Raw genomic sequence first — 13912 nt, 5'->3', positions numbered from 1 at the left:
GTTGTCTTCGACGCACCGTGTCCCATATCCTGCTTAACAACTCAAGAACCGCTGTTGCGTCAAACAGACGCTTTGCCACTAAATTCCACCTGCGCAAAGGAAAATCGCATGTCCAACGACCCGTTTCGCCCCTTTGAAACCAATCTGGATCAAGAGGCGGCTTTGCGTCTGCTGCGCGCAGCGACGGATGGGGCAGATGATGGCGAACTGTTCCTGGAACGTCGCAAGTCTGAGACCCTGTCATTTGATGATGGGCGCGTCAAGACCGCAAGTTTCGATGCATCCGAAGGGTTTGGGTTGCGGGCCGTGAAGGGGGAAACGGCTGGCTACGCCCATTCAACGACGATTGATGAACACGCGCTCAAACGCGCGGTGTCGACCGCACGTCTGGCCGTGGGTGACGGTGGTGGCACCATGGCCCCTGCCCCCGCCGGGACGAACCGCAAGCTATATACCGATGCCGACCCGATGATCGAGGCGACGTTTCCGGCCAAGATCGATGTCCTGCGCGAAATCGACGCCTTTGCCCGTGCGCTTGACCCGCACGTTGTGCAGGTGTCCGCCACGCTCGCCGCATCGCATCAGGAGGTGGTGATTTTGCGGCCCGAAGGCACATTGGTCAGCGATATCAGACCGATGTCGCGGTTGAACATTAGTGTGATTGTTGAGCGGGACGGTCGCCGCGAAAGCGGGATGGCGGGCGGTGGCGGCCGCGCAGGTTTGTCCCATCTCATTGTCCGCGACAATTGGGAGCCTGTAACGCGTGAAGCTTTACGCATTGCTTTGGTCAATCTGGATGCAGAAGCAGCACCTGCCGGCGTCATGGATGTGGTGCTTGGACCAGGATGGCCGGGTATCCTCTTGCACGAGGCGATTGGCCACGGGCTTGAGGGGGATTTCAACCGCAAGGGCTCAAGCGCATTTGCCGGGCTGATGGGCCAACAGATTGCCGCCAAGGGTGTGACAGTTCTGGATGACGGCACGATCCCGGATCGCCGGGGCTCGATCACCGTGGATGATGAAGGGACGCCTAGCGGGAAAAACACATTAATCGAAGATGGGGTTCTGGTGGGCTATATGCAGGATCGGCAGAATGCGCGGCTGATGGGCGTGGCACCAACAGGAAACGGACGGCGTCAAAGCTATGCGCATGCGCCGATGCCGCGTATGACCAACACCTATATGCTCTCCGGAGATGCGGACCCCGAGGCGCTTGTCGCTGACCTCAAGGATGGCATCTACGCGGTCGGGTTTGGCGGCGGTCAGGTGGATATCACAAACGGCAAATTCGTCTTCAGCTGTACCGAGGCCTATCGCGTCCACAACGGTGTCGTCGGCGCGCCGGTGAAAGGGGCCACTTTGATTGGCGACGGCGCGACGGCACTCAAGCACATTCGCGGGATTGGCAACGACCTGAAGCTGGACCCCGGCATCGGCAACTGTGGCAAGGCCGGACAATGGGTGCCGGTAGGCGTGGGCCAGCCAAGCCTGATGATCGGTGGGCTGACCGTGGGTGGCGCAGCCGCGTAACTGCAGCTGTCGCCCCTAGGTTGCGGGTGATAGGTGCATCCGGTCGTGCGCAAATAGACGCGATACGATTCGTGGTGAAGCGTAGGCCATCACACAGCAATGACCCACTATTTATGGGGAGAGGCTGCACCCAATGTCGTCAAAACTGAAAGTAGCTCGAAACTCTAAAGTCAGATAATTAGTCTTTACTATTCAACGCCTTATATTGTTCCGATCGTCACTTCAGAGAATTCGGTTGAAGTTCTTCACACCTCATTAACCCAGTTTGCCTAGCTGTGGTCCGGCAATATGGCGGAGCATACGGGATGGCCGGAACACACACTTCTTCCACTCACCCCCCACTCCACCCCACCACGGAAGACGATGCGGTTGACCGACTCCGCCTATTGCGCTCTCGCCGGGTCGGCGTGGCAACCTACCGACGGTTAATGGCCGAGCACGGGGATGCGGCGGCAGCGCTCAAGGCATTGCCGGAGATCGCTATGGTCGCTGGCGTGAAGGGCTACGAAGTGTGTCCCGCCAGCGTGGTGAAGGCCGAACTACAGGCGGCAAAGGCCGCTGGCGCCCAGCTACTGACAGATGATAGCGCCGACTACCCCGCAAACCTTGCCACGATAGATGATGCCCCGCCGCTCTTGTGGGCATTAGGTGACATTGCATTGCTGAAAAAGCCAATGATCGCGATTGTCGGTGCGCGAAACGCATCGTCGTTAGGGACCCGCATGGCAAAGCGATTGGCACAAGATCTGACGGCGCAGGGGTATGTTATCGTCTCGGGTCTTGCACGAGGCATCGACACGGCGGCCCATCATGGGGCGTTGGATGGTGGCACGATTGCGGTGCAGGCTGGTGGTGTCGACGTCATCTACCCGGCGGAAAACGCTGGCCTTGCCAAAGACATCGCCACCAAGGGTCTGAGGCTTTCCGAGGCACCAATGGGATTGCAGCCGCAGGCACGGCACTTTCCTTCCCGCAACCGTATTATCTCAGGCCTCGCCCGCGCCGTGGTCGTGGTGGAAGCCGCCGCCAAATCCGGCAGCCTCATCACCGCACGCAACGCGCTAGACCAGGCGCGCGATGTGCTGGCCATTCCGGGCCATCCATTTGATGCCCGTGCGGCGGGGTGCAACCTCCTTTTGCGCGATGGGGCGACACTGGTCCGCCACGCTGACGATGTGATCGAGGCGCTGGATCCTATCGCCACAGACACCACCGAATTGCCGCTTGCACCACCACCATCCACATCGACCAAGTTGCGCGACACCGCAGCGTTGCACAACATGATCCTGGCGCGGCTCGGCCCCGCACCAATTGCCGAAGATCAGTTGCTGCGGGATATTGAGGCGCCCGCAACCAGCGTCACGCCGGTCCTCGTCGATCTGGAACTCGATGGAAAAATCACCCGGCAGGCAGGTGGTCTTTTGGCGCGTGTGGTCTGAAATCGCCCATTTTCACAGGTCTAGAATCGCTCCATTGACATTCTGATCGCAGACGCCACATGTTCCGCGACTTAGGTCATTACCCTGCCGATGAAGGATTTCCATGCCAGTTGTCGTTGTCGAATCCCCTGCTAAAGCCAAGAAAATAAACGGCTATTTGGGCAAGGATTATACGGTTCTGGCATCTTACGGCCATGTGCGTGACCTGCCGCCCAAAGACGGCTCGGTCCTGCCGGACGACGATTTCGACATGAAATGGGAAGTCGCTTCTGACAGCAAAAAGCATATCAAGGCAATTGTCGACGCGCTGAAAGACGACCCCGAACTGATCCTCGCCACCGACCCTGACCGTGAGGGTGAGGCGATTTCCTGGCACCTGACCGAGGCATTGACCGCGCGCAAGGCCATCAAGAAAGACACGCCCGTCAGCCGCGTCGTCTTTAACGCCATTACGAAAGCCGCGGTCACCGACGCGATGTCTAATCCCCGGCAGGTCGATGCGCCACTTGTCGAAGCCTACTTGGCCCGTCGCGCGCTCGATTATCTTGTTGGCTTTAACCTTTCGCCCGTTCTTTGGCGAAAGCTGCCCGGTGCGAAATCCGCCGGTCGCGTGCAATCGGTCTGCCTGCGCCTGATCGTCGAACGCGAGATGGAGATCGAGGCGTTTCGCCCGCAGGAATACTGGACCGTCAAAGCGCTTTTGGAGTCACCCCGCGGCCAGACATTTGAGGCACGACTGACGACGCTTGCAGGCAAGAAGCTCGACAAGTTTGATCTTGGCAATGAAACCCAGGCCGAAATGGCCGTACAGGCCATCAATTCGCGCGATCTGGTCATCAAGTCTGTTGAAGCGAAACCTGCCACGCGCAACCCCTCCCCGCCCTTCATGACCTCCACCCTGCAACAGGAGGCCAGCCGCAAATTCGGCATGGGCGCCAAGCAGACGATGAGCGTGGCACAACGTCTCTATGAGGCCGGGCTGATCACCTATATGCGGACCGATGGCATCGACATGGCGCCTGAGGCCGTCACGGGTGCGCGCGATGCGATCAAGGCAAAATTTGGTGAGAATTATCTGCCCGACCAGCCGCGAATGTACAAAAACAAGGCCAAGAATGCGCAGGAGGCGCATGAGTGTATCCGCCCCACCGATATGATGGTGAGCACGGAAGACGCGAAAATCGCCGACGCCGATCAGCTCAAGCTTTATGACCTGATCTACAAGCGCACCATGGCCAGCCAGATGGCCGCTGCCCGGCTGGAACGGACAGTGGTGGATATCACAAGTGCGGATGAACAGGTGGTACTGCGTGCCAACGGACAGGTGATGGTCTTTGACGGTTTCATCGCCATCTATGAAGAAGGCAAGGATGACAGCGTCGTTGATGATGATGACAAACGCCTCCCGCAACTGGCGGAGGGCGATTCCGCTGAGAAGAAGAAGGTCGACCCCGAACAGCACTTTACCCAGCCCCCGCCGCGCTACACCGAGGCGACGCTTGTCAAACGGATGGAGGAGTTGGGGATCGGGCGGCCATCCACCTATGCCTCCATCGTGACGACAATTCAGGATCGTGGCTATGTGGAAAAGGACAAGAACCGTCTGATCCCACAGGATAAGGGTCGGCTGGTTACGGCATTCCTGACCAATTACTTCCGCAAATATGTCGGGTATGACTTCACTGCCGACCTTGAAAACCAGTTGGACGAAGTCAGCGCGGGCGATGCGGATTACAAGGCGGTACTCGGCCAGTTCTGGCGCGATTTCTCTGCAGCAATTGCCGAAACGGCAGATCTGCGGATCACGGAAGTCCTTGAAAAGATTAACGAGGTGTTGGAGCCGCATCTGTTCCCGCCCAATGAGGATGGCAGCGACCCACGGCTTTGCCCCAATTGCGGCGTTGGGCGCTTGTCGATGCGCACGGCCCGTTCTGGCGGGGCGTTCATTGGTTGCTCGAACTACCCCGAATGCCGCTATACCCGTCCATTCGGCCCGCCAAACCCCGAGGCCGAAGCGTCGGCCATACCACCTGATGGCAAGCTGCTTGGCATTGATCAGGGCGACGAGATTCGCGTCTTCAAGGGCCGCTTTGGACCTTACGTGCAGCGAGGGCAGGTTACCGAAGACAATAAAAAGCCACCGCGTACGGGTGTGCCCGAAGGCTGGAACCCCGAAGAGATCGGCCTGCCCGAGGCCTTGCGTCTTCTGGAATTGCCGCGTCTGATCGGCCAGCACCCCGAAGACGGTGTGAATGTGTGGTCCAATCTGGGCCGATATGGCCCCTACCTGAAACATGCCGAAAACACTTCATTCAAGGGTGGCACCAACGCCAACCTGCCCGCGATCGAGGATGTGTGGACAGTGGGAATGAACCATGCCGTGCAACTTCTGGCAGAAAAGAAGGCACAACGCGGAGGCCGTGGCAGTGCCGCCGTGCCGATCAGAGAATTGGGCGAGCATCCCGAGGCAGGCGGGCCGGTCAACATTTATGACGGCAAGTATGGCCCTTATGTGAAATGGGAAAAGATCAATGCGACGATCCCGGACACCATTGAACCTGCTGACCTGACCATGGCACAGGCCGTTGATTTAATTGATGAACGTGCCGCCAAGTCGGGCAAGAAAGTCACCAAGAAAAAGGCACCGGCGAAAAAGAAGGCGAGTTAATCCTGCGACCGTTCCAGCGCTTCGACGCGTGCACCAACTTTGCCCAAGAGGTAGATCAACTGGTCACCCTCTTCGGCGGACATGGCCGACAGGAACAGCTCCATATTGCTCAGGTCCTGGTTGTGGATCGTGTCGGCGACGGCGCGCCCCTGCTCAGTTAGGGACAAGGCGACGGCGCGGCCATCATCGGGATCACGATCGCGCGAGACGAGACCCCTTTTGACCAACCGGGCAATTAGGCTGCTGGCCGTCGTGGGTGCTACATGCAGCCGGTTGGCGAGCGCTGTTGCGCGCAAGCCCGGCTCGGCCCGTAGCAACCCAAGTGTATGAAAATCATGCGGATTATAGCGCTCCGCATGCTGGTGTTCGGGCGGCGTGCGTTCACTGATCAACATCACGCGCATCAAAGTACGCACAATCTTGCGAAGTTCATCGGCACGGGACATGGCGCATGTCCTGCCGGAAAGGGGTTGATGCCGCAAGGGGTGAACCTATTTAGTGCGATATTCGCAGTAAATAGGAGAGACATCCATGAAAGCCCCCACATTTGTTGCCGCCGGACTATGTGCCATCGGTTTCACATTCTGGTTCCAAAGCGCCGCCGCGAGCGATGTGCCACCTCAACCGGATCTCGCACGGGACAGCCTTTACCAAAGCAACGTCATCTCGGTCACGCTGGACGGTACGATGGCAGACGTCCGCGCCTTCATGGCGGCCAACCCGCTTACCGATTTTCTGGAACCAGCAGGCGACATCCCACGAATAACCGGTGTTGTTGAGCTTGATGGCACATGGGGCGACCCTGGTGCGCTGCGCCGCGTCGATCTTGATGGTGGCTACTGGGCTCACGAACGCGTGCTGACAAATGACGAGGACGAATTCACTTATCAAATCTGGGACATAACGACCTCCTCCGGCCGTTTTATTGACCATATCTATGGTGAGATCAGAATGACGGAAACGCCCGAAGGCACCAAGGTCACATGGTCTTACAACGTCAAGCCGCGCTTCTTTTTCGCCCGCCCCTCCATTCGCGGGTACCTCAACAATGACTTCGCTCCGTTCATGGAGACCGGACTGAGAGGATTTGCGGCGGCCTATGCGGAACGTGCCAGCTGACGACCAAGCCACCATCGCCTCCGCTGCAACGCGGCATTTTGTTGACTCTCTTGCGACTGGGCGGCACTACTTCCCCAACGTGAGGGGAGAGTGCGTATGAACAAGATTTATCCCAACGCAGCGGCGGCTTTGGACGGTCTTTTACATGACGGAATGTTCATTGCGGCGGGTGGTTTCGGCCTCTGCGGTATCCCCGAATTGCTATTGGACGCGATCAAGGAAGCGGGCACCAAGGATCTGACATTTGCCTCGAACAATGCCGGTGTCGATGATTTCGGGATCGGCATCCTGCTGAAGACACGGCAGGTCAAAAAGATGATCAGCTCTTATGTCGGTGAGAATGCCGAGTTCATGCGCCAATATCTGTCGGGTGAGTTGGAACTGGAGTTCAATCCACAAGGCACTCTCGCCGAGCGGATGCGGGCTGGCGGGTGCGGCATCCCGGGCTTCTATACCAAGACCGGCGTCGGCACCGTGATCGCCGAAGGCAAGGATCACCGTGATTTCAATGGTGAGACTTACATTATGGAGGAAGGCATCTTTGCAGATCTCTCCATCGTCAAAGCCTGGAAAGCCGATCCGACCGGTAACTTGGTTTTCCGCAAGACTGCCCGCAACTTCAACCCGCCTGCCGCGATGTGCGGCAAGACCTGCGTGGTTGAGGTAGAAGAGATTGTACCAACCGGCAGCCTTGACCCCGATCACATTCATCTGCCGGGTATCTATGTGCACCGCCTGATCCAGGGCGAGCACGAAAAGCGGATCGAACAACGCACAACTCGCACACGGGAGGACGCATAATGCCGTGGGGTCGCAATCAAATGGCCGCACGAGCCGCGCAGGAGCTGCAGGATGGCTGGTATGTCAATCTGGGTATCGGCATCCCGACACTGGTGTCCAACTACATCCCTGACGGTATCGAGGTAACACTCCAATCCGAGAACGGGATGCTTGGCATGGGGCCGTTTCCGCTTGAGGGTGAAGAGGACGCAGACCTGATCAATGCGGGCAAGCAAACGATCACAGAGTTGCCGCAGACCGCCTATTTCGATTCCGCGACGTCCTTCGGCATGATCCGTGGCGGCAAGATCGCGATGGCGATCCTGGGCGCGATGGAGGTGGCAGAAAACGGTGATCTGGCGAATTGGATGATCCCTGGCAAGCTGGTCAAGGGCATGGGCGGTGCGATGGATCTGGTGGCGGGCGTTGGTCGCGTTTTGGTTGTTATGGATCACACGAATAAACACGGCGACAGCAAGATCCTTAAGGAATGCACATTGCCACTCACCGGCAAGGGCGTCGTTGACCGGATCATCACCAATCTGGGGGTTTTGGATGTCACAGACGACGGTTTGCGCATTCAGGAACTCGCGCCCGACGTCAGCGAGGAACAGATGATCGCAGCAACCGAGGCCAAAATTGTCTGATCTGACGGTTCATCACGAAAAGGGCGAAAGCAAGGGCCGCTACTTCATCACACACGCGCAAGGCGAGAGTGAGCTGACCTATTCAGTCATGTCGCCGACGCTGGTGATTGCAGATCACACCAGCGTCGCAGCTGGGCAAGAGGGCCAAGGCATCGGCCTGGTGATGCTTGAGCAGTTCATCGCAGATGCGCGCGAAGGTGGCTTTAAGATCATGCCGCTTTGCCCGTTTGTGAATGCGCAGCGGCGCAAGCACTCCGACTGGGCGGATGTGTTTGCAACCTAAGTCTCAGACCTAAACGTGTACAGCGTCAGATGCCGTTCACGTTGAAGACGCATCCATCGCTGATCAATTGCGGTGGCGTCCGGCATAGCCCCTTCGCCACATGCCAGGCCGCAAGAACCTTGGGCACATAATCACGCGTCTCTGCGAAAGGCGGCACGCCCTGATGTTTGGTCACATTGCCCTCGCCCGCATTGTAACCGGCAAGCGCCAGAATCGGATCATCATCAAAGTGATCCAGCAACCAAATCAGATAGGCGACGCCCCCTTGGATATTCTGAGCCGCGTTCTTGCTATCGGTCACACCGAACCGAGCGGCAGTGTCCGGCATCAGTTGCATCAGGCCTTCCGCACCGGCTGAGCTGACCGCATCGACCCTCCCAGCGCTTTCGACCGAGATCACGGCAAGCACCAGCGCAGGCGAAATGGAGGTCCCTACGGTCTCGCGCAGGATATCTGTGCCATAGGTGTCCGCGATGCTTTGCAGGCTTTGCAGGCGCGGCATAGGCAGACGCTTGTCTGCAGGTGGGTTGCTGATCTGCTCCATCGCGCTGGCAAAGCGTGCGGGGCCACGCCCCGCAAGGTCGGCGGAAACGTTGTTCCAGAACCAGCCCAGATCCGAGGGCGGTGGTGCGGCGGCAACTGCGCCCGCCGCGGCTGGCACCGGCTCCGGTTCAGGGTCGGCATAGACAGGGCCGCGGCGCGGTGCATCAGGATCAATCTGAACCGTAATGCGCCCGACGGCACCGCCCGTCGGCGCTGCAACGCGCTTAAATGTGAAATCAGGCTGAAGACGCAACACTTCACGCGCCGGCTCGGCAACTTCGCTCTCCGCCTGGGCGGTTTCATCTTCCGCTTGCACAGCAGACGCCGCCAAAGCCGCGACAAGAGCCGCGAGCGAGATCACTTTCCGATTCATGTATCTGTCCTGCTCGTATTTTTGTGAGGCCAGAATGGCAGAAATCCGCCAAAATGCTAGATTCAGTCGAACAATTAGAGTTTTTTCCGCAGATTGCTGGCGATTTCGCAACGAGCGCCGGCCAACATTCATCTAGCGTTAAAAAAAATACCTTTCTATATCAGTATGTTAACCGTTTTCAGCTAAAAAACTTGAGTTCGACGAAAAAAGCGCCAAACACGTCAAACTCCCGCCCCATTCCACTGGCTATATGACCTCATCCAAGACGGGGATCGAATGAGCCGAGCGGTTCTGGAGACCCAGCGAGGAACTGAAAATCTCTAGCGATACCCTGAGGAGGGAACACAATGCTTAACTTTATCAAGAACTTCCGCAACGACGAAGACGGTGCCGTGACTGTTGACTTCGTTGTTCTGACAGCTGCAATCGTTCTGCTGGGCCTGGCCGTTGGTTCGGCAATCGGTGGTGCTGCTCGTGACCTGGGCAACAACATTGCGTCGAACATCGCAAGCGTGACGGTTGCACCTTAATCGGATTTCACGAATTGCTGCCGAATAACGCAGTATCGTAACCAAACGATTGCGCGGCACACAGTGCCGCGCAATTTTTTTGACATCACGAATATGCCAATACGTTATTCTTTCTTTAATAAGAATAACTTACGAAGCGTGAAGGCGGCAGGAAGGTGACGGCGATGAACATGATCAAAGCGAAGTTAAACGCTCTTTGCGACAACGAAGACGGGGCGGTCACACTGGATTTTGTCGTTCTGGTTGCTACAATTGTTCTTCTGGGTCTCGCCGTGGTTGGCGCGTTTGATGATGAGACAACTGCTCTCGCGAACAATATTGCGAGCAACATCGCATCGGTGCAGGTCGCACCATAGCTTGTATCTCGTCGAGGCGACAATGCATGGCCATTTCCAAACGGATCAATTAGAAACCCGCTGTGATGTGTACAGAACACTAACTGACTTTATCAAAGAAGCGCGCAAAAACGCGTATCAATCCAGTTCAGGGTCGCGGTATTCGCCTGCCAACCTCTCCTTAACCGAATTGCATTACTCCCATTCCAACGCAACGTACTGAACAGGCAGAACGCCGCGGCACCCACGTGTTCGCCACTTTGCTTTGGCCCTTTGCAATGCTAGAAACTATGCTGTGTTTGGTCCGTGTAGTGAAACGGTTTGGATCGATGGGCAAGGTAATGTATGGACGAAACGTTGAGAGAAACGTTCACCTTCCAACGCCGTGACAACAATAACAGTCTCATCTTTCGCTCGTTGACGTTAAAACCGGAACGATTCGATCACTCCTGAAGAGACAAGCAAGACGAGGTAAGTGTAATGCGCGCAGTTTTCGGTTTGGTTCTACTGGTCGGCATGGGTCTGGCTGGCTTCGCAGTTTACATGGTCAACCAGTTTCTCGACCAACAGGCATTTGCACTGGAACAGGAGCGAGCCCGCGCAGCCAACATCGTGGCAACGATTGATGTATACTCGCCGTCTCGTGATATTTCTTACGGCGAACGCCTGACGATAGACGATGTCAAAGTGATCAAGTACGCCAGCGACTATCTGCCGGAAGGCATTTTCAGAACTGAAGAAGAGCTGTTTCCGGAAGGCGTAAACGTCCCACGCGTCGTCCGAATCCCGATGCGGGTGAATGAACCCATTACTTTGTCAAAGGTGACAAGAGCAGGTGCGCCGCAGGGTATCACAGCGTTGTTGGATCCTGGAATGCGCGCCTTTCCACTTCCCGACCGCATCACGGAGGCATTTAGCGGAGAGCTGCGCATCGCCGACCTGATTGATCTCTACTGGGTTGGCAATGTGGATGTGGGCGAGGACATTTCGCGACTTGTTAAAACCCGCCTTGAAATCATCGCGATGGATGAACCTGACGAAAACGGTGATGGCGGCGGCAATGGTGTTGTTGTTCAGGTCTCGCAAGAGGATTTTGCAGAGCTACAAGCCTTGCAAGCGGCTGGATCACTATCGCTGACACCGGTCGGCAGCAGTGATCTGGCAGCTGGTGATGTGACGATCCAGACCAATATTCGAGACATTCTTGGGATCGTAGACGCTCCAGAACCGGTTGTTGAGGAAGAACCCGAAGAATGCTTCCGTACCGAACGTCGTGGCGTAGATATGGTGCAGATACCTGTCGCCTGCAACTAATTGCAGTACGAGATAGGATCCAAACCAAGTGTCAAAAGCACCTCATTCCGGGGTGCTTTTTTCATTTAGCACCTAAGGTGTTGCGATTTATCCACATCGGGTTCGACCTGTAATGCATTGATTCTTGCAATAAATGCGCATCTGACGCATGGTCCGAAAATCATGGGCGATTAAGACCCATCAAACGAGGCGTGATCGGAGAGGCAGGTCACTTATGAAGTATGATCGATTTTTGAAAGCCGTTTTAACCGGCTTGACGTTGTCGCTAACCACAGCGGCACCGACAATGGCACCGGCCGAAACGTTGCGCGTCTTGCGCGGCGCGGCGTCCAGTGCCCTGAGCGTCCCGATGAACCGGGCCGTTGTCGTGGAAAGCGATGTTCCGTTCACGGAATTGTCCATCGCGAACCCCGGCATTGCAGATATCTCGTCCTTGTCCGACCGGACGATCTATGTGTTGGGCAAAGAACCCGGGCGTACAACGCTCACCCTTCTTGGAGCCGATGGGCGCCTGATTACCAATGTCGAAGTTCATGTCTCGCCCGATATGGCCGAGTTCAAGGAACGTCTGACGCAAATCCTTCCCGGCGAGAGCATTGAAGTCCGCACCGCGAATGATGGTATCGTACTTTCTGGCACCGTCAGCTCGATCGCACGGCTTGATCGGGCACTCGACTTGGCGGAACGCTATGCACCTGGTCGTGTATCTAATCTCATGATGGTCGGCGGTACGCAGCAGGTGATGTTGAAGGTGCGTTTTGCGGAAATGCAACGTTCAGTCAGCAAGGCGTTGTCCACACGGCTTGGTTTCAATAGTGGCGGGCCAATCGGCGGCCTGTCGAGCTTGGGCGGGACAAATGGCGGCGGCGTCGGTGCTGTTGAAGACTCTGAGAATCCGGGCACCTTCCTAAACGCGCCGCTGATATTGACATCCGGTGCTGAGAGCACGGGAGCCGTCTTGTTCGGCTTTGACGCCGGCGGTGTTGGGGTTGACGTGTTGTTCGAAGCGCTTGAATCCCGTGGCATGGTCCGCTCACTTGCTGAACCGAACCTGACTGCACTGAGCGGGCAAGAAGCAACGTTCCTCGCGGGCGGTGAGTATCCGGTTCCAGTGAGCAACCTCAACAATGTGATCACCATTCAGTTCAAGCCGTTCGGTATCGAGCTGAACTTCACACCCCGGGTGATTGACGGCGACATCATCAATCTGGAACTGCTCGCCGCGGTTTCGGCGATCGACCCATCAAATGGTATCAGCATCGACGACTTCGTCATCGACGCCTTTACCCGCCGAGAAACGTCAACCACGGTTGAGATGCGTGACGGTGAAAGCTTTGCGATTGCGGGCTTGCTGACCGACGACTTCCGCGACCTGAACAACCAGGTGCCTTGGGTCGGTGATGTTCCGGTGCTCGGAGCCTTGTTCCGCAGCGCCGAGTATCAGCGGGAGCAAACAGAGCTTGTGATCATCGTCACACCGCATCTGGTGACACCGACCCGCGGTGATACGTTGGCCCTACCAACCGACCGCGTTCGGCCACCAACCGAGCAGGATCTCTTCCTGTTTGGTCGCGTCGCGGCAACAGATGCACCAACTTCGGGTGGTGCGGGCGAAGTAGCGCGGCAGGACTTCACTGGGTCCTACGGCTATGTCCTGGATGAATGATTGGAGCGCAGGTCAATGAAATACTATATGACAACGGCAATCGCCGCAGCCGCACTCGCAGGGTGCACCTCATCTGACCCAACATTCTCGGGGTTTTACAATGAAGCGGGTTCGATCGTCGATTCAGGCGATTTCGGCAATGCCAGCATGAATAACTTCTTGGTTCAAACTGGTCAGCAGGATTATACGATTAATCTTGCGCGCCGTTTTGCCTCGGATGTGAATTCGACGGTGAACTTTGCCTTTAACTCGACGGCGTTGGACGCGGATGCGCGGGCAATCCTGATGCAGCAAGCAAACTGGATCCGTCAGTTCCCCGAAGTCCGCTTCAAGGTATTCGGTCATACCGACCTCGTCGGTAGTCAGGCTTACAACCGGAACCTCGGGCTGCGTCGCGCGCAAGCTGTAGTGTCGTTCCTTGCATCACAGGGGATCGAACGCAGCCGTCTTGAGGCAGTTGTATCATTCGGCGAAACGCAGCCACTGGTCGTGACAGAGGGACGCGAGCGCCGCAACCGGCGGACAGTGACCGAGGTATCCGGTTTTGTCGAACGGCATCCGACCCTACTGAACGGCAAATACGCGCAAGTAATCTTCCGCGAGTACATCACCAGCGCTGTACCACCGCGGCAGACGGTGGATACCCAAATTCAAACAGGGACCGGCGGCTAAATTCCGCCGACCC

General features: G+C 56.9%; 14 protein-coding genes. 12 read left to right on the top strand and 2 right to left on the bottom strand.

Features of this window, described 5'->3' with window-relative positions; translation table 11 throughout:
* Positions 1-108 precede the first annotated feature (108 nt).
* From tldD to topA, 3 genes are all read left to right on the top strand, one after another.
* A complete protein-coding gene (gene tldD, locus SLH49_RS04735) occupies positions 109-1530 on the top strand; it encodes a metalloprotease TldD (protein ID WP_320268000.1) in 1422 nt (473 codons plus the stop codon).
* A gap of 305 nt (positions 1531-1835) precedes the next feature.
* The gene (dprA, locus tag SLH49_RS04730) at positions 1836-2969 is read left to right on the top strand and encodes a DNA-processing protein DprA (RefSeq protein ID WP_320267999.1); all 1134 of its coding nucleotides are present in this window, start codon (positions 1836-1838) and stop codon (positions 2967-2969) included.
* Positions 2970-3072: 103 nt separating this feature from the next.
* The gene (topA, locus tag SLH49_RS04725; protein ID WP_320267998.1) at positions 3073-5637 is read left to right on the top strand and encodes a type I DNA topoisomerase; all 2565 of its coding nucleotides are present in this window, start codon (positions 3073-3075) and stop codon (positions 5635-5637) included.
* Here topA and SLH49_RS04720 read toward each other — a convergent pair.
* A complete protein-coding gene (locus SLH49_RS04720; RefSeq protein WP_320267997.1) occupies positions 5634-6083 on the bottom strand; it encodes a MarR family winged helix-turn-helix transcriptional regulator in 450 nt (149 codons plus the stop codon). The genes topA and SLH49_RS04720 overlap by 4 nt on opposite strands.
* A gap of 85 nt (positions 6084-6168) precedes the next feature.
* Between SLH49_RS04720 and SLH49_RS04715 the strand changes: the two genes are divergently transcribed.
* From SLH49_RS04715 to SLH49_RS04700, 4 genes are all read left to right on the top strand, one after another.
* A complete protein-coding gene (locus SLH49_RS04715; protein ID WP_320267996.1) occupies positions 6169-6756 on the top strand; it encodes an SRPBCC family protein in 588 nt (195 codons plus the stop codon).
* A gap of 96 nt (positions 6757-6852) precedes the next feature.
* The gene (locus SLH49_RS04710; protein WP_320267995.1) at positions 6853-7557 is read left to right on the top strand and encodes a CoA transferase subunit A; all 705 of its coding nucleotides are present in this window, start codon (positions 6853-6855) and stop codon (positions 7555-7557) included.
* Entirely contained in the window at positions 7557-8183 is a 627-nt protein-coding gene (locus tag SLH49_RS04705) for a CoA transferase subunit B (protein WP_320267994.1), read from the top strand. Before SLH49_RS04710 ends, SLH49_RS04705 begins: the two co-directional genes overlap by 1 nt.
* Positions 8176-8466 (top strand): GNAT family N-acetyltransferase, encoded by a 291-nt coding sequence (locus tag SLH49_RS04700; RefSeq protein WP_320267993.1) that lies wholly within the window; start codon positions 8176-8178, stop codon positions 8464-8466. Before SLH49_RS04705 ends, SLH49_RS04700 begins: the two co-directional genes overlap by 8 nt.
* A gap of 25 nt (positions 8467-8491) precedes the next feature.
* Here the strand turns inward: SLH49_RS04700 and SLH49_RS04695 are convergent, their stop codons facing one another.
* Positions 8492-9382, bottom strand: coding sequence for a lytic transglycosylase domain-containing protein (locus SLH49_RS04695; protein WP_320267992.1), 891 nt, complete (start codon positions 9380-9382; stop codon positions 8492-8494).
* A gap of 347 nt (positions 9383-9729) precedes the next feature.
* Here SLH49_RS04695 and SLH49_RS04690 point away from each other — a divergent pair, with 347 nt between their 5' ends.
* The 5 genes from SLH49_RS04690 (at position 9730) to SLH49_RS04670 (ending at position 13899) form a co-directional block, all read left to right on the top strand.
* Positions 9730-9912: a hypothetical protein gene (locus SLH49_RS04690; protein WP_320267991.1), complete on the top strand. Its 183-nt coding sequence runs from the start codon at positions 9730-9732 to the stop codon at positions 9910-9912.
* Positions 9913-10076: 164 nt separating this feature from the next.
* A complete protein-coding gene (locus tag SLH49_RS04685; RefSeq protein WP_320267990.1) occupies positions 10077-10268 on the top strand; it encodes a hypothetical protein in 192 nt (63 codons plus the stop codon).
* A 459-nt stretch (positions 10269-10727) separates the two neighbouring features.
* The gene (gene cpaB, locus SLH49_RS04680) at positions 10728-11561 is read left to right on the top strand and encodes a Flp pilus assembly protein CpaB (RefSeq protein ID WP_320267989.1); all 834 of its coding nucleotides are present in this window, start codon (positions 10728-10730) and stop codon (positions 11559-11561) included.
* Between the two features lie 214 nt (positions 11562-11775).
* The gene (locus SLH49_RS04675; RefSeq protein WP_320267988.1) at positions 11776-13227 is read left to right on the top strand and encodes a type II and III secretion system protein family protein; all 1452 of its coding nucleotides are present in this window, start codon (positions 11776-11778) and stop codon (positions 13225-13227) included.
* Positions 13228-13242: 15 nt separating this feature from the next.
* Complete coding sequence (locus tag SLH49_RS04670; protein WP_320267987.1) at positions 13243-13899, top strand: OmpA family protein; 657 nt, start codon at positions 13243-13245, stop codon at positions 13897-13899.
* Positions 13900-13912 lie beyond the last annotated feature (13 nt).

The sequence above is a fragment of the Cognatiyoonia sp. IB215446 genome, assembly GCF_033963825.1.
Lineage (GTDB): Bacteria > Pseudomonadota > Alphaproteobacteria > Rhodobacterales > Rhodobacteraceae > Yoonia.
The sequence above is the reverse complement of the archived record's forward strand: the minus strand, read 5'-3'. Positions and strand labels throughout refer to the sequence as shown.